This is a genomic window from Pseudoalteromonas sp. meg-B1, from assembly GCF_003173795.1.
Lineage (GTDB): Bacteria > Pseudomonadota > Gammaproteobacteria > Enterobacterales > Alteromonadaceae > Pseudoalteromonas > Pseudoalteromonas undina.
In genome coordinates this window covers 90364-112677 of record NZ_QGQU01000003.1, presented here as the reverse complement: position 1 = coordinate 112677, position 22314 = coordinate 90364, and the positions used below count along the sequence as shown (strand labels likewise).

The following is a 22314-nucleotide window of genomic DNA, read 5'->3' as shown; positions in this document are numbered from 1 at the left end:
GGTTACTTGGTACGTTCGAACATTAAATCCCATACGCCATGACCTAAACGCTGACCACGCTGTTCAAATTTAGTCAAAGGACGTAAATCAGGACGAGGTACATAGTCGTTAGTCTCAGATTGGTTTTTGTAACCTGGAGCTGCTTGCATTACTTCTAACATATGCTCTGCATAGTTTTCCCAATCGGTTGCCATGTGAAATACGCCACCGATTTTTAATTTAGAGCGAAGTTTTTCAGCAAACTCAGTTTGTACTATGCGACGCTTGTGGTGACGCTTTTTGTGCCATGGATCAGGAAAAAATAACTGTAAGGTTGATAAGCTTTCATCGCTTATACAATCAGCAAGAACTTCTACTGCATCGTGTTCAAATACGCGCAGATTAGTAACGCCAGCTTCGTCAGCATCCATTAAACATGCGCCAACGCCTGGGCGATGAACTTCTATGCCGATAAAGTTAAGGTGCGGTGCATTTTTTGCCATTTCAACTAATGACTTACCCATACCAAAACCAATTTCTAGCACTACATCATTGTCATTGCCAAAAACTTCGCTTAAATCAAGTAGGCCGTTTTTATGCTCAAGCCCCATTGTTGGCCAGCATTTTTCGATTGCAGCAGCTTGGCCTTTGGTTAATCGGCCTTCGCGTTTTACAAAACTGCGAATAGTGCGGATATACTTACCTTCTTGCTTAGCTTGCTCAAGGTTGTTGTTACTTGATTCACTCATATTATTGGCCTGACAAAACAATGTGTTTAAAAATGGTTGCGTATTATCCCTGACCAGCGCTAGGTTGACAAGCATTAGGGCGTTATAGCTTGATCTTTTCAGTCACTACAATAGACTGAGCCGCCATTGAGCATTAGTAAAAAATTAAATATGTCGGATTTAAAAAAACAGCAGTCAGCTTGGTTTTCCAACCAGGTAGTTGACTGGTATCACCTTCATGGGCGCAAAACGTTACCATGGCAATTAGCTAAAACGCCTTATAAAGTGTGGGTATCTGAGGTGATGTTACAGCAAACTCAGGTTGTCACTGTTATTCCTTATTTTGAAAAGTTTATGCAAAGCTTTCCCGATATTATTGCTTTAGCAAATGCTGATGAAGATCAGGTTTTGCATCATTGGACAGGTTTAGGTTATTACGCTCGTGCACGCAATTTACATAAAACCGCTAAAATAGTTCGAGATAAATACCAAGGTCAGTTTCCTAGCACGCTTGAAGAAGTAATGGATTTACCCGGAATAGGGCGCTCTACTGCTGGTGCTGTTTTATCATTATCTTTGGGGCAGCATCACCCTATTCTTGATGGTAATGTTAAAAGAGTGCTTGCTCGGTTTTTCATGGTTGAAGGTTGGTATGGAGTCAAAAAGGTAGAAAATCAGCTTTGGCATTTAAGTGAACAACTCACTCCTAAAAATAATGTAACAGAGTTTAATCAAGCTATGATGGATTTAGGTGCAAGCTTATGTTCGCGCAGTCGCTTTGATTGTGAGGCGTGCCCGTTAAATAGCCGTTGTGGTGCGTTTAACGCAGGTAAAGTTAAGGAGTTCCCTCACTCTAAACCTAAAAAAGCAGTGCCTAAAAAAAGCTGCCACCAGTTAATTATTAAACATAACGACAAAGTGCTTATGGAAAAACGCCCAAACAGTGGCATCTGGGGCGGATTGTTTGGATTTTTTGAATTTAATGAGTACAGCGAGCTCGAAACTTTTTTAGCGCAACAAGGGCTTAAAAGTGACCTTAATGAAGTAGCGCCTTTTACTCATGTATTTTCACATTTTGAGCTCACAATTAACCCGCATGTACTTAATATTGAAAAAGCTCCTGATGTTGTTAATGACAAGCAGTTGGTATGGTATCCACTCGATCAATCAATAGAAGTAGGGTTAGCTGCACCGACTAAAAAGTTGGTTAAACAAATTACGGCAATAGTATAGAATAGCGATATATTTAGCATTAAGGGGAACAATCATGGCACGTACAGTATTTTGTCAAAAGTTACAAAAAGAGGCCGAAGGCCTTGGTTTTCAGTTATACCCTGGTGAACTTGGTGAGAAAATTTTTAATAATATTTCTAAAGAAGCCTGGGGGCAATGGCAGCATAAACAAACTATGCTGATCAATGAAAAGCATTTAAACATGATGGATCCAGAGCATCGTACTTTTTTAGAAGAGCAAATGGTTGGCTTTTTATTTGAAGGTAAAGAAGTTGAGATTGAAGGTTATAAGCCAGTAGAAAAATAAATTAACTGTGCTTAGGTTAATTAATAAAAAAGGGCTCTAAGCCCTTTTTTATTGCGTTAGCAAACGTTCTTAGTAACATATACTATTTAGTTAAATAAGTTCGTTCTGTTCCTCATTATTTTTAATTTGCTCTTTTAAGAACTGCGCTGCTCTTGAGTATTCAATTTCGAGCCCATCTCTCATCTTAATTAACTCATCAGCACTTACTTCATCGCTCTTGCACTTATCTTCAAATGACTGCGCTAAATCAGCAACAATATTAGCTCCTACTGTTTTTGATATAGATTTTAATTGATGGCAGGCAGATATAATTTCAGCTTTGTTACTTTGCAACACAGCAAAGTTAATCGCTTTAATTTGTTCTTGGCTCTGTTCTAAATACATTTTAAAGAAGCGGATTATTTTAGCATCATCGCCATTTATGTACTTATTCGCTGATTCCATATCTATAGGCATAACAGACTTTTCGGCCGAATTCACCTGTTGTGGTTGTTCGCTGTATAAATCACTCCATTGCTTTAATGTGTCTTCAAGTGCATTAAGCTCAATAGGTTTAGTAATAAAGTCGTTAATACCCACTGCTAAACATCGCTCTCTCTCTCCCTTTAGAGCATTGGCAGTAACAGCAATAATATAAGGTTGTGCGTCAATTGATTCGAGTAATGAAGCTTCTTCTCTAATTTTTTCAACCATGTCGTAGCCAGACATTTTTGGCATATGTAAATCGGTTAAAATGAGCGAGTAGCTATTTTTACGCCACATATCTAAACCTTCTTCACCGTTATTAGCCACCTCTACACTGTAACCTAGTATATGTAGTTGTTCGGTGAGTACCTCTTGGTTCAATCGGTTATCTTCTACCAATAATACCAGCCTATTTGCAGCGAGTGCCTCTTCTGAACTTAGGTAGTGATTCATCGTTCTGGCTTTTTTAATTTGCTTAGGCTTATGTAAGCCGGCAGCCACTAAAATTGAAAGCATAAAGTTAGATTTACACAAAGGGGAGGCGTTAATATAAAAAATATTTTTATGGTTAATAACCGCTTCATCTAACTTACTTAATACCACCATTTGTTGGTTATTATCTTCTAATGAGTAAAGTAAACTTCTTAGTAGGGTACTAATACTACTCATGTCATCAATACCATCAACAACCCAAATAATATCCTTGGTTTCTTGATGAGCTTCTATATCTTGCTGCTCATGAGCATAGGTTATTTTAGCTCCCATAAATGACAAGTAACGGTAAATTACTTTGCCGCGTTCTGCGTTGTTACTAACAACAATGACATGTTTACCATTAAGTGTATTTTTATGGGCAAATTCAATTTTACCTGCGGTTGAAAAGGGCAGTTCAACAGTAAACTCACTACCTATCCCTTCATGACTTGTTACATGAATGGTACCAAGCATTAGCTCAGTTAAGCTTTTACAAATTGAAAGCCCGAGCCCTGTACCACCGAACTCTCGCGTAATTGAGCTTTCTGCTTGGGTGAACGGGTTAAAGATTTTTCTCAACTGAGATTGACTCATTCCTTTACCGTTATCACTTACGCAAAAACGCAATGTAAAGTGATCGGCGGTGTTATGTGCTACTTCTACTGATATTCTTACTTTCCCCTGGGTTGTACCATTGGTGCTGGTAAACTTGATGGCATTACTACATAAGTTATATAGCACTTGGCGCACTCTAACAGAGTCACCCTTAAGGTTGTTGGGTATATCGGGGGCAATTGATAAATCGAGTTCTAGGTGGCGATTTTTAGCAACCGACGATAACACCTTAGCAACTTCTTCTAGCGTATCGGCAACGGAAAACGGAACTGGATCTATATTGAGCTTTCCAGCCTCAATTTTAGAAAAATCTAAAATATCATCTAAAATACTTAATAACGAAAATGCTGATTCACGAATAATAGTACTTAAACGTTGCTGGGCACCATCAAGCTCTGTTTGACGAAGTAAATCAATAGTGCCAATTACGCCATTCATTGGTGTTCTTATTTCATGACTCATAGTGGCTAAAAAGGTGGTTTTAGTTTCGCTGGCTTTTAATGCTTTTTGAGTTTGCTTTTCTAATTCAAATGTTCTGCTTTGTACTTCTGTTTCAAGGCTAGTTTGTAGTTTTTTTAATTCTTTTTGTGCAGCCTGATCGTCAGCTTGAACCGTACTTACTTTTTTTAGCAGCAAGTTAATTTGTTGAGCAACGGTTTCTAATCCGCCTTCGAGTTGCTCATTAAGCGTGCTTTGATAGTTATCATTTTGTGTAATTGCTTTGAGTTCTTGAGTGAGAGAGTCGGTATTTTTATGTAATCGTTTATTAATATGCTTATTAAACGTAATAGCTAACGCAAACAGCACTATCAGAGCAACAATAGCGGCAAGGTACGCATTCATAAATAAGTTTTGTGTAGATGATGCAATTAAAGGTTGTTTTTGCTCAATAATAAGCTCAGCAATTACCTCCCCATTTACTGAAATAACATGATGTAATATGCCTTGCTCCTTTACATACTCATTAATAGCTAAAGGCTCAATTAAATTACTATTATTGCTATAAACCAACTCGGTTTTATTGTTCGGATTAAAGCGGTGCAGGGTATATTTAAAATTATTATTGAGTAAGCTTGCGGTATCAAGAAGTGATCTGACTTTGTCTTGCTCGTGTATAGTTAGTGCTTCTACTATGGGTTGCTCAAGACGCTCAGCAAGTTTTGTTACCTTGATGGTTGAAACAGGGTTAACTTCTTTGTGCTCAGTATTGCTTTGTGAGTAAAGCGAATAGGCGACTATAAATAATGTGGCAGTTATAAGGTTACTAACTAAAAATAAAGGTAGTAAGCCTTTGATTGCTGGAGAAAACTTACCCTGCATGAATTTTCCTATCGTGGTATTATTAGAACGGTAAGCCTGTACCGAAAGTTATATACCAATCGTAACACCTAAAAAAAATAATTCACTACGTTTTTTAAAGTCTTTTGTTGAATAAATGCACTGCATTAACGAGAAACGTCGCTAGTTGTTTGAAAACCGTTCAAACAGTTGCAAAGGATAAAAAAAAAGTTGACTTGTAAGGGCAAAACTCGTTTAATACGCCGCACGCCCAGATAGCTCACTAAGAAGTGTCTTGTGGGAGTTGCATTAAAAATCAGGTAAGATTTTTAATTAGCACTGTTTAAGTGCCTCGATAGCTCAGTTGGTAGAGCAGAGGATTGAAAATCCTCGTGTCCCTGGTTCGATTCCGGGTCGAGGCACCATTTATTATAGTAATGGTGTTTAAGTAAATAAATTAAACATTTTTACGCGTGCCTTAGCACACAGTTTTGTGTGCCGACTTAGCTCAGCTGGTAGAGCAACTGACTTGTAATCAGTAGGTCAACCGTTCGACTCGGTTAGTCGGCACCATTTATTTTAATTAAGTGTTTTAATAACATTTAATTAGCACTGTTTAAGTGCCTCGATAGCTCAGTTGGTAGAGCAGAGGATTGAAAATCCTCGTGTCCCTGGTTCGATTCCGGGTCGAGGCACCATTTACAAAAAGTTATCAATCTTTAAAATTGATAAAGTGCCTTAGCACACAGTTTTGTGTGCCGACTTAGCTCAGCTGGTAGAGCAACTGACTTGTAATCAGTAGGTCAACCGTTCGACTCGGTTAGTCGGCACCATTTATTTTAATTAAGTGTTTTATTAACATTTAATTAGCACTGTTTAAGTGCCTCGATAGCTCAGTTGGTAGAGCAGAGGATTGAAAATCCTCGTGTCCCTGGTTCGATTCCGGGTCGAGGCACCATTTATACAAAGCCTCGCACATGCGGGGCTTTTTTGTTTCTGAATTTAGCTTAGCCATTGTTCGGCATCGAACTACGTTCGATTATAAAATACATCTTTGTATTTTCCCCTTCGGGCCATCTTTCAGATGTTAAAAATTGTTCCTGACATTTTTTTGCCGGGTCGAGGCACCATTTATACAAAGCCTCACACATGCGAGGCTTTTTTGTTTCTGAGTTTAGCTTAGCCATTGTTCGGCATCGGACTACGTTCGATTATAAAATACACCCTTGTATTTCCCCCTTCGGGCCACCTTTCAGATGTTAAAAATTGTTCCTAACAATTTTTTGCCGCTTTAGCTGGTGTAATGCCAACAGCAAACCCTGCCGTCTTTTCTATATCTACTTTTTAAGAGTTTCAATTAATTCTTTGGTTAAAGGTTAGCTTACTCATTTATTTGTGAATATTACGTTAGTGCTTGGCGTATTAAATACACTTATAAACTAATCGCAAGCTATGTAATGTTATGTAAAGTCAATTGAGCAACGTTTGTTAAAGTGATTGAATAACATTCATAAATAGCATTAAGCAGGTTTAAACATGATGTGGCAATATAAGCCATCTTTATTAGCAATAAGCATTATAATGCTAAGCGGTTGTGCGAGTAACTTAAACCCATCGCAGCGCCAACAGGCTCCAAATAATTTACCACAGCAGTGGCAGCAACAAGTAGCAAGTTCGGTATTAAAAGTGGATGATGAATGGTTAACTCAACTGCATACGCCATTACTTAATAAATACGTAAAACAAGCGCTTAAAAACAACCAACAGCTATTACAAACCAGCTATGATGTCGCTATTACTAAGCAGCAACTAATAGCAACCGGATCAGCTCTTTGGCCTAGTTTAGATTTATCTTCGCGTACTAGCCGCAGTAAAGGTAACCGGCCTGTTAGCTATAATAATGCCAGCTCTGTCAGCTTAAACTTAAATTACGAAGTTGACTTATGGGGTAAGCTGTCAGATTCAAAACGAGAAGCTAACCTTTCATATTTAGCTCAAAAAGCGCGTTTTGAACAAGCTAAACAGCAACTGGTTTCAGATGTTGTACAAAGCTGGTTTGATGTTGTGTCTGCACAGCAGCTGCTTGATTTATACAAACGCCGTGAAGAAAATGCTAAGCAAAATCTCGATATAATTGAATCGGGTTACCGCCAAGGTATAAACGAAGCGCTCGATGTTTATTTAGCCCGCAATGAGCTAAATAACGAACGCTCACGCATTGCCACTCAAACAGCGAGCCTATCAAGTGCAGCGCGAGTGCTTGAACGCTTACTAGGCGAGTACCCAAAAGGAGCAATTTCTGCAAGTAATGACTTACCGGTTATTAACACAGAAATCCCACTGGGAATTCCATCTGAACTTATTACCCGAAAGCCTGCATTACTTGCTAGTTGGTACGAGTTATTAGCTAGTGATGCGTCATTGGCTTACGCACATAAACAGCGCTTTCCGAGTTTAAATTTAACTGCAAGCTTAAGTGATAGTACAGGGCGAGTGAATGATTTGTTTTCTCCTTCAAGCCTCGCATGGTCTTTACTCGGAAGTATTTCGGCACCTATTTTTGAGGGAGGGCGTTTACAAGCCAATGAAGAAATAGCACGCCTGAATACGCAAAAGCAAGAACAGCAATATTTACAAACCTTGTACGATGCATTTGCTGATGTAGAAAATGCAATATCGCAGCAGCAGTCTTTAAAAGCGCAGTACACCAGTACCCTTGAAGCACAAAAAAATGCACTTGCGGCCGAGCAGTTATCGTTTGAGCAATATCAAAGTGGCTTGGTCACTTACACTACAGTATTGGATGCACAAGGGCGCTCATTCGATGCGCAAAGTTCATTAATACAAATTAAAAACCAATTAATCGCAAATAGAATTAACCTACATGTTGCCCTTGGTGGTGATTTTGAAAAACCGTCAAGCGACTTAAAGAGCAATAACGATGAACACTAAAACAGCTAAAATTATTATTCCAGCCGCGGTTGTTGTTACCGCTCTTTTAATTGTATTTTTTATTAAGAGTAATCCGCCAGAGGCGAGACGCTTTACTTCAGCACCAAAAGCAGCAATTAGTGTGTCTGTACTTGAGCTTGTGCCTCAAAGTTATCAAGTAATGATAGACAGCTACGGTACGGTAAAACCTCGAACACAAAGCTTACTTGTTGCTCAAGCATCTGGGCAAATAATTGAAGTGAGCGATGAGTTTAGAGAAGGTGGTTTTTTTGAAAAAGGCGACGTGTTATTAAAGCTAGATGATAGAGATCATCAGGCAGAGGTTAAATCTGCTCAAGCTAATTTACTCACAGCAGAGCAAAGCTTATTAGAAGAAAAGGCTCGCGGGCAACAAGCATTGACTGATTGGAAGCGCCTTGGTGGTTCAAGTCAAGCCAGCAGCTTGGTATTACGTGAGCCGCAATTAGCAGCTGCGCAAGCACAAGTGCTATCGGCTCAAGCTACTCTTGAAAAAGCAGAGCTTGATTTAGAACGGACAAAGGTTACTGCACCTTATGCTGGGCGCATACTGAGTCGTAGTGTCGATTTAGGTCAAGTAGTGAGTAACAATACCCAGCTTGCCACTATTTACGCTATTGATAGTGTAGAAATTCGTTTACCAATAAAAAATAAAGACCTTTCGTTTGTAAACCTGCCAGAGCAATACCGTGATGGTGCTAAAAACCAAGCCGGTTCGTTAGTTAAATTTAGTTCTGATTTAGTGGGTGAGCAAATATGGCAAGGCCAACTTGCACGCACTGAAGGCGCTATTGACGAAAACGCGCAGCAACTTTACGTGGTAGCAAAAATAGACGACCCATATAAATCAACCGCCAGTAATCAGTATCCAATTAAAATAGGGCAATACATTAAGGCGCAAATAGCGGGTAAAACGATGCAAGATGCGTTGATCATTCCTAACAGTACAATTTATCAAGGCACCTATGTTTACGTAGTTGAGGGTGATGTATTAAAACGTAAAGACGTTACTTTTGCATGGCAAAACGCCAATCAAGCAATGATCAAGACAGGATTAAAAGCAAACGACAAGTTGGTTATCACGCCACTTGGTCAAGTGAGTTCGGGCACTAAAGTGAGTATTTTAGGTGCACAGCCAAAAGAAAAAGCATCTAAAGGTATGCGCCCGACTCGTGAGCAGCTAGAGCAAAAAGCAAAAGAGCTTGGTATTAGTGTTGAAGAGTTAATAAAAAATCGTCGCGCGGCCAAGCAAGGAGATAAAGCATGATTGCTTGGTTTACCAAAAACCATGTTGCTGCCAATTTATTGTTAGTAACTTTGTTGTTGTCGGGACTATTTAGTTTATCGAGTAAAATACCACTTGAAGTATTTCCGTCTTTCGAAACAGACATGATAAGCGTAGGTGTTAGCTTGCGTGGTGCAACCCCTGAAGATGTAGAGCAGGGCGTGACTATTCGTATTGAAGAAGCGGTGCAAGACTTAGAGGGAATTAAACAAATATTTAGCCGCTCGTCAGAGGGCTCAGGCTCTGTAACCATTGAGGTTGAAAGTGGTTACGATCCTCGTGAACTGTTGGCTGATATTAAAAGCCGAGTAGATGCGATTAATACGTTTCCTGGCGATGCAGAAAAACCGATTGTTGCGCTGGCTGAGCGTAAAAGAGAAGTAATAGCCGTTACCGTATCAAGCGATTACGGCGAAAAAGAAACGCGTGAATATGCAGAAAAAGTGCGAGATCAAATACTGCGTTTGCCTAATGTAACCCAGGTAGAGCTAAGTGGTGTACGAGATTATGAGTTAGCCATTGAAGTTAGCCAAGACACACTTCGCCAGTACAACCTAAGCCTTGCGCAAATATCGAGTGCGATTGCTAATTCGAGTTCTGATATTTCTGCCGGTAACTTAAAAACAGAAGGTGGCGATGTACTAATTAGCTCAAAAGGGCAGGCTTATCGTAAAGATGAATTTGCCAGCATAGTAGTAAAAAACCAAGCCGACGGAACGATTATCAGCTTAGGTGATATTGCTACAATTAAAGACGATTTTGAAGAAACGCCAGTACGCACCCGTTTTAATGGTAAGCAAGCGGCGTTTATAGACGTTTACCGAATTGGCCCGCAAAGCGCGATAACCGTGGCAGACGATGTTAAAAACTACATTGAAGAACAGCAAGCCACGCTACCACAAGGTTTTAAACTAAGTTATTGGGACGACGATTCAGAGCTAGTTAAAAGCCGTATCGCCACCTTAACCAGTAATGCTTTACAGGGTGGTATTTTAGTACTGGCACTACTCACGCTATTTTTACGCCCAGCAATTGCATTTTGGGTGTTTATTGGTATTCCAGTATCGTTTATGGGCGCATTTATCGCGATGCCAATTTTTGGTGTAACGTTAAATATAATGAGCTTATTCGGCTTTATTTTAGTACTCGGTATTGTAGTTGATGACGCCATAGTAACTGGTGAAAACGTGTATACCCATTTAAAAACGGCAAAATCGGGTGAGCAGGCTGCTATTTTGGGTACTCAAGAAGTTGCGACTCCGGTTACCTTTGGTGTACTGACTACCGTTGCTGCCTTTTTACCTTTAGCATTTATTGAAGGGGCGCGCGGCGCCTTATTTGCACAAATTCCGGTAGTGGTTATTCCAGTTTTATTGTTTTCGCTAATTGAATCTAAATTTGTGTTACCAGCACATTTAAAATACATAAAACTACGCCATCAAAAAGGTGAACCATCTAAGCTTGAAGCGATTCAACAACGCTTTGCAGATGGCTTTGAAAGTGCAATTTTAAAATATTACCAACCTATATTAAACACTGCTTTACGCCATAAACTAGCAACGGTTAGTTTATTTGTGGGGGTATTTTTTATTATTTTAACCATGATCACCAGTGGTTGGACTAAGTTTATCTTTTTCCCACGAATTCCTAGCGAAACTGTACGAGTCAATCTAACACTGCCAACAGGTACACCGTTTGAAGTAACCAATAAATACGTGATTGATATGTCCGAAAAAGCGCAGCAATTACAAGACAAATATCGCGATCCTAATACAGGCGAAAGCGTTATTTTAAATATATTAGCCACTACTGGCGGACGCGGTGGCGCGTCTAACTCCGGAGCGGTACGCTTTGAGATTACACCTGCTGAGCAGCGTGAGTCAGATATAGGTTCGCGAGAGCTTGCTAGTGAATGGCGCGATTTAATTGGTGTTATTCCTGGCGCTGAAAGTCTAACATTTAGAGCTGAAATTGGCCGAAGTTCAGACCCAATAGACGTTCAACTAAGTGGTACTTCACTAACAATATTGCAAGATGTAGCTGATAATATTAAAAATCGTTTAACAACGTACCCAACGGTGTTTGATATTGCCGACAGTATGTCTGACGGTAAAGAAGAGTTGCGTATAGAGCTTACGCAACAAGGTTTGGCGCTTGGTTTAAACCGTGTAAATGTGGCAGGACAAGTGCGTAATTCGTTTTTTGGCTCGCAGGTTCAGCGTATTCAACGCGGACGAGACGACGTGCGTGTAATGGTTCGTTTACCTATTGACGAGCGCCGCTCTGTAGCTGATTTACAAAACATACTAATAAGTACTCCCGATGGCGGTTCTGTGCCATTGTCGCACGTGGCAACACTTACGGCAGGACAAAGCCCATCAACCATAAACCGTATTGATCGTTATCGCACACTAAACGTGACGGCTGATATTGAAAAAAACAACACCAACATGACGGTGCTTCAAGCCGACCTAGCACAATATTTAGACGAGTTAATGCAGCAATACCCAGGTGTTGATTACAAACTCGAAGGTGAAGCCAAAGAGCAAAGAGAGTCGTTTGGCTCATTGGCTTGGGCGTTAGTGTTTGTGTTTTTTATAATTTATGCGTTATTGGCCATTCCGTTTAAGTCATACATGCAACCAATTATTGTTATGAGTGTTATTCCATTTGGCATGATTGGCGCAGTAGTAGGGCACTGGATAATGGGTATGGATTTAACCATTATGAGCCTACTAGGTATGCTTGCGTTAATAGGGGTTGTAGTGAACGATTCGCTTGTATTAGTCGATTTCATTAATAAAAAACGCAGCGAAGGTGGCGATTTAATAGAGGCAGTTAAACTTGCTGGCGCATCGCGCTTTCGCCCGGTTATGCTCACCAGTTTAACCACTTTTATAGGTTTAATGCCGCTGCTGTTTGAAAAGGCGACTCAGGCGCAGTTTTTAATACCTATGGCGGTAAGTTTAGGGTTTGGGATTATATTTGCGACCTTTATAACTTTATTACTTGTTCCCGTTAACTATATGCTGATGGAGCGCTTTCAAGGTTGGTTTAAGTAGTGTTAGGCATTAAAAAGACAAAGGGATAGGTGTTAGAAATAAGTTTAATATCGGGCTGTGGAAACGCAGTTCGATATATTTAAAGACGAAAGATAGGGAATATTTAGTTATAAAGAAATGCTTGAGAACCTAAGCTATAAAGGAAGGTGTTCCCCGAGAATGCGGTGCCCGGTGTCAGTCCTGAAACCTTGAGGTTTCAGGGCGGAAATCTGCGGTTTACCGTAGGCTTCTCGGTACATGCCGAGCTTGCACAATAGTAAACGAACAAAAATCCTGGTATAAAATTTATCGGCTCAGGGACTTAACCAAGCTCCTGCACCCCAGGGAACAAATTTAGTATATAAGACATATTCCAATCCTTAAACCCCAATCGTAAAAAATTAAACTGTTCGCTCAGTTTTCCTCCAAATTTAATCTTGTATTTACTTTTAAGATTGCTTTTTGAACTCAATTTGCTTTTCAATCGCTTGCTTTTGACCTCAGTCATAGAATTCATTGGAGTTGCTTTTTATCGAGTGGTAGCATTGCTTTAATTAGCAAAGCGAAGACGTCATTATGAATAACTTACCAGATTACGAAAAAGCCCAACTTCTTTTAGAGAAAAATGAAATATTTGTATCACCCGCAGAAGCGCATGGCGTTATTAGCGGCTTACTTGCTTGTGGGCTAAGCATTGACGATAAAGAATATTTAGGTTTACTGAGCGATGTATTTAATGATGGCGAGTCGTTTAGCAACGATTTAAAACAGTTTTTTGGCCAAATTTATCAACAAGTAGTTGAAAGTTTTAATAACGAAGAGTTTCAATTTGACTTGTTTTTACCTAGTGATGACGAAACACTCATCGATCAGGCTAACGGGCTCGTATCATGGGTAGCTGGGTTTATGTTGGGTTTTGGCTTAAAGCAAAAAGATTATGGCAAGCTGTCGGCAGATGTAAAAGAAGTGATCAGCGACTTTAGCGAAATTACACGCCTAGATACAACCTTTGAAGAAACCGAAGAAGATAGCCAAGCACTGCATGAAGTGATTGAGTACGTACGCGTATCGGCACTACTGTGTTTTGCTGAGCTAGGCAAAGAGCAAAATCCACAAAGCAACAAAAAAACACTGCATTAATTGAGCAACACAATAATAATAATGGGTTAGTTATTAATGGTTGAAATACAAAAGTCAGAGTTTAAAGCGCGCCGCGAGCGTTTATTGGCGGCAATGGATAATAACAGTATTGCTATAATTCCCGCAGCAACAGAACTCACGCGCAGCCGTGATACTCATTATCCCTTTCGACAAGACAGTGACTTTTTTTACTTAACTGGTTTTAACGAACCCGATGCCGTGTTGGTGCTTTGTAAGAACAGTGATACACCCTCACTATTATTTTGTTTAGATAAAGACAAACTTGCAGAGGTATGGCACGGCAGACGCATTGGTTTTGAAAAAGCACAAAGCGAATACTTATTCGACAAAACTTATGCACTTAGTGAGCTAAATGAACAATTATTGAATTTGGTGAACGGCCAACAGATTTTATTTTATGCACAAGGGACGTATCCTGCCTTTGATGGCAAAGTATTTTCAATGCTTAACACTTTGCGCAGTGCCCCTAAAAAAGGGGATACAGCACCGAGTACAATTAAAGATATTCGCCCTTTATTGCATGAAATGCGCTTATTTAAATCGCCAGGCGAAATTAACATTATGCGTGAGGGCTGTGAAATAAGCGCTCGAGCACACATGCGAGCCATGCGTTTTTCCCACGTTGGCGCAACCGAGTTTCAACTAGAGGCAGAGCTTCATCATCACTATGCAATGAACGGTGCGCCGCATCCTGCTTATGGCACTATTGTCGGCAGTGGCGATAACGCCAATATTTTGCACTACACCCAAAATAGCGACGTATTAAACAATGGCGACTTAGTACTGATTGATTCAGGCTGTGAGCTACAAGGCTACGCCGCCGATATAACGCGTACTTTCCCCGTTAACGGTAAATTTAGCACTGAGCAAGCTGCGCTTTATAATATTGTACTCAAAGCGCAAGAAGTCGCTTTTAGCGAAATAAAACCCGGTGGCCTTTTATCTCAGGCAAATAAACTCGCTATGCAAGCACTAACCCAAGGGTTACTTGATTTAGGTATTTTAACCGGCGATTTTGATGAGTTAATGGCACAAGGTGCCTGTAAAGAATACTACATGCATGGTCTTGGTCACTGGTTAGGACTTGATGTTCATGATGTGGGCGATTACAAGGTTAATAACCAAGAGCGTGTCTTAGAGCCGGGTATGGTGCTAACCATTGAGCCTGGGCTGTATATTAGTAAAGACTCAAATGCGCCTCAAAAATACCAAGGTATAGGTATTCGTATTGAAGATAACTTATTAGTAACTGATTCAGGTCACGACAACTTAACCATTAGCGTGCCTAAAACAATTAGTGAAATAGAAGCGCTAATGCAAAGCGCTAAAAACGCATAAGCTTGGAGATAAAAGTGGCTAAGCAGTTTGATGTTGTAGTAATTGGTGGTGGTTTAGTTGGCGCAAGTTGTGCTCTAAGTATAAGTAAAAAAAATCCCAGCTTAAATATTGCTGTAATTGAAGCAAATCAAGTAACCACTGATTATCATCCAAGCTTTGATGACAGAAGTATCGCACTTGCCCAGCAGTCGGTAGAGTATTTACAAAGCCTCAATTTGTTTGAAATGAACGCTCCCTATGCTGCGGCCATAAAAAAAGTGAGTGTGTCAGACAAAGGGCACTTTGGTAAAACCCATATACAGTGTGATGAGTTTGCAAAACCCTCATTAGGTTATGTGGTAGAGGTAAACCCATTTGGCAGAGCGCTGCATCAGCGTTTAATGCAATCAAACATATCGCTTTTTTGCCCAGATAGCGTAACAGCGATAAAACAAAACGCCGATAGTAATGAACTTACATTACAAAGTAGCGAAAAACTCAGTGCTAAGCTGTTGGTGATTGCCGACGGTGCACAGTCGCCAACTCGTAATTTATTAGGGCTCGGCTTCAATACTCAGCCTTATAAACAAGGTGCGATTATTGCCAATATAGAAGTCGCTGGTGGACATCATCATCAGGCGTTTGAGCGGTTTACCCAAAATGGCCCAATGGCTTTATTACCCATGAGTAATAACCGCTATTCGTTAGTATGGTGTATGCGCCAAGAACATATTGAGCAGTATATGTCGCTAAGTGAACCAGACTTTATAAGTGCGCTGCAAACTGCCTTTGGTTATCGTGCAGGACAGTTTATAAAAGTCGGTATGCGCGCTAGCTACCCTCTAGTTTATGGGCAAATAGAATCGTTAACAGCGCACCGCACAGTGGTGATAGGCAACGCGGCACACGCAATTCATCCTATTGCAGGACAAGGCTTTAATTTAGGGCTGCGCGACGTACAAGTGCTGAGTAACTTAATTGCAAACAGTGAACATGATTTAGGTAGCTATGCTTTTACTCGTCAATATTCAATCAAGCGCAGTGATGATATAAACACCGTAATGACATTGACCGATGCTCTGGTCAGACTTTTTTCAAACTCATCACGTGTGTTAGCGCTTGGTCGAAGTATTGGGCTATTTTCAATGGATTTATTCCCTGCATTAAAAGCCCCATTAGCAAAACAATTAATGGGTCAAGTTAAACAAGGTACACGTTTATGAAACAAGTACAGGTTTGTATAGTGGGTGGTGGCTGCGTTGGGTTAACGCTGGCGCTCGGGCTTGCTAAAGCGAATATTAGCGTGGCTGTGTTAGATGCTGCGCCAACTCAAGCTCCACCGAGTGATGATTATGGCTTACGAGTTAGTGCACTAAGTATAGCCAGCCAAACCTTGCTGGAGCAATTAAATGTATGGCCACACATAATAGCTGAGCGTGCTTGTGCTTATACGCGCATGGATGTTCGTGATGCCGACAGCTTTGGAAAAATAGCCTTTAATAACGAGCAACTTGAGCTTGAGCATTTAGGGCACATAGTTGAAAACGATATTATTCGCTTTGCGCTAATAAAAGAGCTTGAGCAACAAAGTAATGCCACACTGATGTTTGATACCGAGTATCAGCAAATACATCAAAGTGAGTCTGATGTATTTATTAATTTAAAAACTGGCGAACCTATTATTGCTAAGTTGCTGGTGGCGGCTGATGGCGCAAATTCAGCGATTCGTAAACAGTTTAATATGGCGCTGAGCTTTAAAGATTACGATCACCATGCGTTAGTAGCGACAGTTAAAACCAAAGAGTCACATGCAAATACCGCACGCCAAGTGTTTTTACCAACCGGGCCACTAGCGTTTTTACCACTAAGCAATGAGCATACTCATTCAATTGTGTGGTCAACCAGCCCCAATCATTGCGATGAATTGTTAGCAATGGACGACACCGCCTTTAATAAAGCAGTTATGGCTGCCATAGATGGCCAATGTGGTTTATGTGAAGTGCAAAGTAAGCGCGTCGCATTCCCACTTAAAATGCGTTACGCCCAACAATGGGTTAATGGCAAGGTGGTGTTAATGGGCGATGCAGCGCATACCATTCATCCATTAGCAGGGCTTGGTATGAACCTAGGCCTAAAAGACGCCGCTTATTTAATTGAGCTACTAAGTCAAGACGCCAAAGAATTTGCCAGTACGCGGACACTGCGTGATTACGAACGTACCCGCAAGCTCGACGCACAAAAACACATCGCCATGATGCAAGGGCTAAAAGAGCTATTTGAAGGTGCAAACCCAGTTAAAAAGCTGATTCGCGGAGTCGGGCTATCGCTGGTTGATAATCTTGGGCCTATAAAGCACCTGTTCGCCAAAGAAGCGATAGGGAAATGATTAAGGTTGAGAAGAGTGAAACGAAACCCAACGGATGAAGTAGCTAGTTTTTAGCTGCCAGTTATTAGCATTTTTATGGATAGTAATAAGGTTATCAGGAAGATAAATGAGAAAAAAATTTAAATATAATACCTCGAGTTTCCTACTTTTCTGTCTGTTGGTAGTCTCTTGTATAATTATTATCGGGCTTTATATCGCAACTTTTGGAATTGATTTAATAAATAATAAAAATATTTCTAGTTGGGTTAATACTGCCACTTATCTGAATAATATGCTTCAGCCTATACTCTTAATTACCAGTATTTTTCTTTTATATAAAACTTGGCAGACGAGTAAAAAAGAATTATCAGAAACAAGAACGCTTATGAAAACTCAAACTGACGTTTTACTTTTTGAAAAGGTAAAAGAAACTCTGCCTATGTTTATTGAGTCATTGCAAAACAATAACGTAAAGGATATTCCATCAAAGAATAAAGATGTGAATCAGAGTATTTTTAGATCTAAGCTATCTGATTTTAGCTACCTCATAAAAGACCCTAAACTGATTAATCAAGATGATATTAAGGCTAAATATGGAGTGGGCGTTTTCGAACATCTATCGGCTTATTGTAGTAAAAATTATTGTAAAGAGTTTCAAGCATTTCAATTTGTTATTTTATCTAATGATGAGAGGGATTTGATTAAAACCATCTATAATAAAATGATAGCGTTTATCTATTTAACGGATAATACCTTTCTTAAAAGTTTTGATAGAGACTTTATAAATATTTTTGAGTTTATTTCCTCAGTTACGGACAAAAAACTTCGATTACTCTTATATAAGGAGCTAGTTAAGTCGCTAGGTGGAAACCTAGCTTTAAAGGGGCTTTTCATTTTCTATCAATCTAGATACAAAACTTTGTCAAAGGTTACAGAGAGTGAATTTTTGAAAGAGTGCATACGCGATTTTTATGACAATAACTTTTTAGAAACATATAAGCTGGATTTATATCTAATAGAATTAATAAATAAATCCCACTCTAGCAGTAAAAAGTGTTTTTAATGCGCAAAAAATTTAACTTGAATTAACTGTTAGGTATAAAAGCTACGCTTTCACGCGAGCAAGCTCGGCGCCTACCTAGTAAATATTAAACACTTATCTTTATTTTACTTATTGATATAAAGGGAGCATCCAATAATATCTTCCCGAAATCCGAAATCCGAAATCCGAAATCCGAAATCCGAAATCCGAAATCCGAAATCCGAAATCCGAAATCCGAAACCCGAAACCCGAAACCTTTAACACTTATCTATCAAAGCTTAAAAAACCTGCTTGCTTAATTATCCTACTAAGCGTAAAATGCGCGCTCATTTCGGCTTTTAAACTATTAATTCCTTGCCTTAAACCGACCGGCCGAAACGGTAGAAGGCTCTATTAACCGTAAGGAATATCCATGCGTCATTACGAAATCGTATTCATGGTTCACCCTGATCAGAGTGAGCAAGTATCTGGTATGATCGAACGTTATACTGGTTCTATCACTGAAGCAGGTGGTACTATCCACCGTCTTGAAGACTGGGGCCGTCGTCAACTGGCTTACCCAATCAACAAGCTTCATAAAGCTCATTATGTTCTTATGAACGTTGAAGCACCAACTGAAGTAATCAGCGAGCTAGAAACTACTTTCCGCTACAACGATGCAGTGCTTCGTAACTTAGTTATGCGTACTAAAAACGCTGTAACTGAAGCGTCTCCTCTTGTAAGAGAAGAGAAGAAAGAAGCACCAGCTGCTTAATTGTTTTGAGTCCTAGCATGGCACGTAGTCAGCAGTTACTATAATGGTTAGCCCATATACGAATCAGCTGGTTATATCGGGGGTAGTTTGTAAAACACCCAAGTTTAGCCAAAGCCCCGCGGGCATACCGCATTGTATTTTTGTTGTAGAACATAAATCAATGCAAGTTGAAGCAGATCTTAACCGTAATAGTTATGTTAGGCTTCAGGTGGTTGCCAGTGGTAAGCAAATGCAACAACAGACTCAACATTTGCACGTTGGGCAGGCATTGCAAGTGAGTGGTTTTTTAAATCGCCACGAAGGTCGTAACGGCCTTAGCCAATTGGTTTTGCATGCTCAGCATATAGAAAGAATTATTTGAGGAATTAATCTCATGGCACGTTATTTCAGACGTCGTAAGTTCTGCCGCTTTAAAGCGGAAGGCGTACAACAAATCGATTACAAAGATCTAGCTACTCTTAGAAACTATGTTACAGAAAGTGGCAAAATCGTACCTAGCCGTATCACAGGTACTAGCGCTAAATACCAGCGCCAGCTAGCAACTGCTATTAAGCGTGCTCGCTACTTAGCCCTTCTTCCATACACTGACTTACATAAGTAAGCAGCGGATTAACACGTTTTTAAAAGGTGTAGAAACATGCAAGTTATTCTACTAGATAAGATCGCTAACCTAGGTGGCCTAGGTGACCAGGTTGTAGTTAAATCTGGCTTCGCACGTAACTTCCTTTTCCCACAAGGTAAGGCAGTTCCTGCAACTAAAGCAAACATTGAAACGTTTGACGCACGTCGCGCAGAACTAGAAGCAAAAATCGCTGAACAGTTAACTGCAGCACAAGCACGCGCTGACAAACTTGAAGCATTAGCTGAAGTTACATTAGTATCTAAAGCTGGTGACGAAGGTAAATTATTCGGTTCAATCGGTACTCGTGACATCGCTGACGCTATCTCAGCTGTTGGTGTTGAAGTTGCTAAATCAGAAGTTCGTTTACCTCTAGGTACTATCCGTGAGACTGGCGAATTTGACGTTGCAATCGCAGTACACTCAGACGTAACAGCTACTATTAAAGTAATCGTTATTGCTGAAGCTTAATTTTTAGAATTAAGTTTAAAAAAAAACCGTGCTTTGCACGGTTTTTTTGTGTCTAAAATTTATAACCCAAAGCAATAAATTGTTTGTTGTGGGTAAAATTAAGCGCGTTTCTAAAATAAAGCTTCATTTTCTACAAATATTTTCTATTTCATTTAAACCTTTCTATTCTTCTGCGCGTCTTATAAGTTAAATTGCAATTACATAATTATAAACAGGAAAAATTTGCGATGTTAATGGACGCTAATCAGCCAATAACTGATCAAGTGCAGCAAATGCTTATTGATCAAGTTAAAAACGGCGACCAGTTAGCTTATAAAGCGCTCTATGACATGCATAAAGCAAAAGTTTATGGCTTATGCCTGAGGCTTATAGCCGATGAGGAGTATGCACAAGATGCTACCCAAGAAGTATTTGTGCAAGTATGGAACAAAATAGCGCAATTTGATGGACGTTCGCAGTTTTCCACTTGGCTTTATAGTGTCGCCAGTAATATTGCTATTAGTTATGTGCGCAGACAAAAACATTGGCTTAATAAAGTAATTAGCTTTGAGCAAAGCGGAATGGATGAACAAGCTGCACATGACTGTAACGGATTAAATGGGCTAGATAAATTAATTGTTAGACTGCCTGAGCGCGCAAGAATGGTATTTGTGCTTTATGCAGTAGAAGGTTACAGGCATGAGGAAATTGCAACCCTGTTAGGTATGGCGGTAGGCTCTAGTAAGGCGCAATATCATCGTGCAAGGCAATTATTAAAGCAGTGGTATGAAAATGAGTAAAACAAATTTTGATGACTACTTAAATGAGTCTTTAACCCAGTTAGATAAAAATATTCCACCAAAAAAAGAACTGTGGAATGGGATTGAGCGCGCAATAATAGCTAATAATCAGCCCACTATTAATACTAATCAATATTGGCCAAAGCTCACCGCCATTGCTGCATGTTTTACCGCGGTTTTGGTCAGCACAGTATTGTTATTTAAAGTACCAGAGGCAAATACTGCAGTGGCAATGAGTGAGTTTTTTACTAAACAAAAACAAAGTTTACTAGTGCAATATCAAAGCCAAGCAGCATTGACCGACAATTGGCAAGTACAGTTACAAGAACTTGAAGATGCAGAGCAAGCAATAAAGCAAACTCTTGAAAATGAACCGAAAAATAAGGCGCTATTGTCTATGTTAGCGCAAGTTTATCAACAACAACTCGACTTAATTAACAAGGTGCATGCACCGCGTTGGCAACACATCTAGGAGAAATAAATGAAAGCAATAATATTAGGGATCGCTTTATTACCCATGGCCGTATTTGCTGGTGAAAAAATAGATCAGCAAATTGAGGTACCCAATGCTGGGGTGATCCACATTGAAAACCAGCGTGGTGATATTAAAGTGACAGGTTGGGATAAAAATCAATTTAAAGTAACCGGTGAACTTGATGATAAGGCACAAGGCTACACACTTAAAACACAGGGTAATAAAACCCAGTTTATTGTGAAAATGCCTGAACTTTCTAATTGGGATAATAACAACAATGGCTCAACGCTCACTATTTTTATGCCAAAAAGTAGTGCGCTAGAATTTGTGGGTGTTAATGCATCTATAACGGCCAAAGAGTTACAAAAAGGTACTGAAATTGATGTAGTTAATGGGGCTATTACAGTAAACGATCTTAATGGCGATATTAAGCTGACCACTGTAAATGGTGACATCAAGGCAAAAGCACTTAATGGTAAAGTTCAATTTGAAACTGTTAATGGTTCGATTGATGATCAGCAATCTAGCGGTGAAGTTCGTTTTAGTGCGGTTAATGGCGATATTACATCAAACTCGACGGCCAATGATATTCGCTTAGAAAACGTAAATGGCGATATTAACTTTAATTTAGATACAATTAAAGAGTTACAAATAAGCACCGTTAATGGCGAAGTTAAGGTACAAATTAACCGCCTTCTGAGTAATGCTGATGTGAGTTTTGAATCTGTTAGTGGTAACGCTGCGTTTTATTTCCCTGCTGATTTATCAGCACAATTTGAGGTAGAAGCACACGCTGGCGGTAAAATTGACAACCAGTTAACTAACGATCAAGTACAAAAAGCCAAATATGGCCCAGCAAGTGGAATTAAGTTTAATACTAATGGCACTGATGCTAGCGTAGAGATGAATACTATTAGCGGTGTTATCGAACTTAAACGTCAATAATTAGCTATTTT

At 39.7% G+C, this 22314-nt stretch carries 19 protein-coding genes, 5 tRNA genes and 1 other RNA gene; 22 read left to right on the top strand and 3 right to left on the bottom strand.

All coding sequences use genetic code 11. The annotated features are described in order from the left end of the window. Positions 1–2 precede the first annotated feature (2 nt). Positions 3–728: a tRNA (guanosine(46)-N7)-methyltransferase TrmB gene (gene trmB, locus DK924_RS12275; RefSeq protein ID WP_010390835.1), complete on the bottom strand. Its 726-nt coding sequence runs from the start codon at positions 726–728 to the stop codon at positions 3–5. A gap of 150 nt (positions 729–878) precedes the next feature. On the opposite strand from trmB, the gene mutY reads away from it, so the two are divergent. Both mutY and DK924_RS12265 read left to right on the top strand, forming a co-directional pair. After that, the gene (mutY, locus tag DK924_RS12270) at positions 879–1940 is read left to right on the top strand and encodes an A/G-specific adenine glycosylase (protein ID WP_054202255.1); all 1062 of its coding nucleotides are present in this window, start codon (positions 879–881) and stop codon (positions 1938–1940) included. A 34-nt stretch (positions 1941–1974) separates the two neighbouring features. Continuing rightward, positions 1975–2247 (top strand): oxidative damage protection protein, encoded by a 273-nt coding sequence (locus tag DK924_RS12265; protein WP_008110439.1) that lies wholly within the window; start codon positions 1975–1977, stop codon positions 2245–2247. Between the two features lie 90 nt (positions 2248–2337). On the opposite strand, the gene DK924_RS12260 is transcribed toward DK924_RS12265, so the two are convergent. Next, positions 2338–5121 (bottom strand): ATP-binding protein, encoded by a 2784-nt coding sequence (locus tag DK924_RS12260; protein WP_109875308.1) that lies wholly within the window; start codon positions 5119–5121, stop codon positions 2338–2340. 307 nt (positions 5122–5428) lie between these two features. Here DK924_RS12260 and DK924_RS12255 point away from each other — a divergent pair. The 8 genes from DK924_RS12255 (at position 5429) to DK924_RS12215 (ending at position 12396) form a co-directional block, all read left to right on the top strand. Further along, a tRNA-Phe gene (locus DK924_RS12255) sits at positions 5429–5504 on the top strand. 72 nt (positions 5505–5576) lie between these two features. Beyond that, positions 5577–5652, top strand: a tRNA-Thr gene (locus DK924_RS12250). A gap of 49 nt (positions 5653–5701) precedes the next feature. Continuing rightward, positions 5702–5777 (top strand) — tRNA-Phe (locus tag DK924_RS12245). A gap of 59 nt (positions 5778–5836) precedes the next feature. After that, positions 5837–5912, top strand: a tRNA-Thr gene (locus DK924_RS12240). Between the two features lie 49 nt (positions 5913–5961). Continuing rightward, positions 5962–6037 (top strand) — tRNA-Phe (locus tag DK924_RS12235). 578 nt (positions 6038–6615) lie between these two features. Next, positions 6616–8031, top strand: a complete 1416-nt coding sequence (locus DK924_RS12225; protein ID WP_109875306.1) for a TolC family protein — start codon at positions 6616–6618, stop codon at positions 8029–8031. Then, a complete protein-coding gene (locus DK924_RS12220) occupies positions 8021–9316 on the top strand; it encodes an efflux RND transporter periplasmic adaptor subunit (RefSeq protein ID WP_109875305.1) in 1296 nt (431 codons plus the stop codon). The genes DK924_RS12225 and DK924_RS12220 overlap by 11 nt, the downstream gene beginning before the upstream one ends. After that, positions 9313–12396, top strand: a complete 3084-nt coding sequence (locus DK924_RS12215) for an efflux RND transporter permease subunit (RefSeq protein WP_109875304.1) — start codon at positions 9313–9315, stop codon at positions 12394–12396. Before DK924_RS12220 ends, DK924_RS12215 begins: the two co-directional genes overlap by 4 nt. A 146-nt stretch (positions 12397–12542) precedes the next feature. Here DK924_RS12215 and ssrS read toward each other — a convergent pair. Beyond that, positions 12543–12726: non-coding RNA, 6S RNA (gene ssrS / locus DK924_RS12210), on the bottom strand. A 225-nt stretch (positions 12727–12951) separates the two neighbouring features. Here ssrS and DK924_RS12205 point away from each other — a divergent pair. The 12 genes from DK924_RS12205 to DK924_RS12150 all read left to right on the top strand — a co-directional run bounded on the left by DK924_RS12205 (position 12952) and on the right by DK924_RS12150 (position 22303). Beyond that, positions 12952–13515, top strand: coding sequence for a UPF0149 family protein (locus tag DK924_RS12205; RefSeq protein WP_008110427.1), 564 nt, complete (start codon positions 12952–12954; stop codon positions 13513–13515). A gap of 36 nt (positions 13516–13551) precedes the next feature. Continuing rightward, the gene (pepP, locus tag DK924_RS12200; RefSeq protein WP_109875303.1) at positions 13552–14874 is read left to right on the top strand and encodes a Xaa-Pro aminopeptidase; all 1323 of its coding nucleotides are present in this window, start codon (positions 13552–13554) and stop codon (positions 14872–14874) included. A 14-nt stretch (positions 14875–14888) separates the two neighbouring features. Next, a complete protein-coding gene (ubiH, locus tag DK924_RS12195) occupies positions 14889–16076 on the top strand; it encodes a 2-octaprenyl-6-methoxyphenyl hydroxylase (protein WP_109875302.1) in 1188 nt (395 codons plus the stop codon). Further along, positions 16073–17239: an FAD-dependent monooxygenase gene (locus DK924_RS12190; RefSeq protein WP_109875301.1), complete on the top strand. Its 1167-nt coding sequence runs from the start codon at positions 16073–16075 to the stop codon at positions 17237–17239. The genes ubiH and DK924_RS12190 overlap by 4 nt, the downstream gene beginning before the upstream one ends. 106 nt (positions 17240–17345) lie before the next feature. Then, on the top strand, positions 17346–18281 hold the full coding sequence (locus DK924_RS12185) for a hypothetical protein (protein WP_109875300.1): 936 nt from the start codon (positions 17346–17348) through the stop codon (positions 18279–18281). 391 nt (positions 18282–18672) lie between these two features. Beyond that, positions 18673–19014, top strand: a complete 342-nt coding sequence (gene rpsF / locus DK924_RS12180; RefSeq protein ID WP_008110420.1) for a 30S ribosomal protein S6 — start codon at positions 18673–18675, stop codon at positions 19012–19014. A gap of 43 nt (positions 19015–19057) precedes the next feature. Beyond that, on the top strand, positions 19058–19375 hold the full coding sequence (priB, locus tag DK924_RS12175; RefSeq protein WP_008466122.1) for a primosomal replication protein N: 318 nt from the start codon (positions 19058–19060) through the stop codon (positions 19373–19375). 12 nt (positions 19376–19387) lie between these two features. After that, the gene (gene rpsR, locus DK924_RS12170; RefSeq protein ID WP_002962753.1) at positions 19388–19615 is read left to right on the top strand and encodes a 30S ribosomal protein S18; all 228 of its coding nucleotides are present in this window, start codon (positions 19388–19390) and stop codon (positions 19613–19615) included. Positions 19616–19651: 36 nt separating this feature from the next. Further along, a complete protein-coding gene (rplI, locus tag DK924_RS12165; RefSeq protein WP_008110407.1) occupies positions 19652–20104 on the top strand; it encodes a 50S ribosomal protein L9 in 453 nt (150 codons plus the stop codon). A 227-nt stretch (positions 20105–20331) separates the two neighbouring features. Beyond that, positions 20332–20883 carry an RNA polymerase sigma factor gene (locus tag DK924_RS12160; protein WP_054202246.1) on the top strand — a complete coding sequence of 184 codons (552 nt, stop codon included), beginning with the start codon at positions 20332–20334 and terminating at the stop codon, positions 20881–20883. After that, positions 20870–21355 (top strand): hypothetical protein, encoded by a 486-nt coding sequence (locus DK924_RS12155; protein ID WP_010390851.1) that lies wholly within the window; start codon positions 20870–20872, stop codon positions 21353–21355. Before DK924_RS12160 ends, DK924_RS12155 begins: the two co-directional genes overlap by 14 nt. A gap of 9 nt (positions 21356–21364) precedes the next feature. Continuing rightward, entirely contained in the window at positions 21365–22303 is a 939-nt protein-coding gene (locus DK924_RS12150; protein WP_109875299.1) for a DUF4097 family beta strand repeat-containing protein, read from the top strand. Positions 22304–22314: the final 11 nt, after the last annotated feature.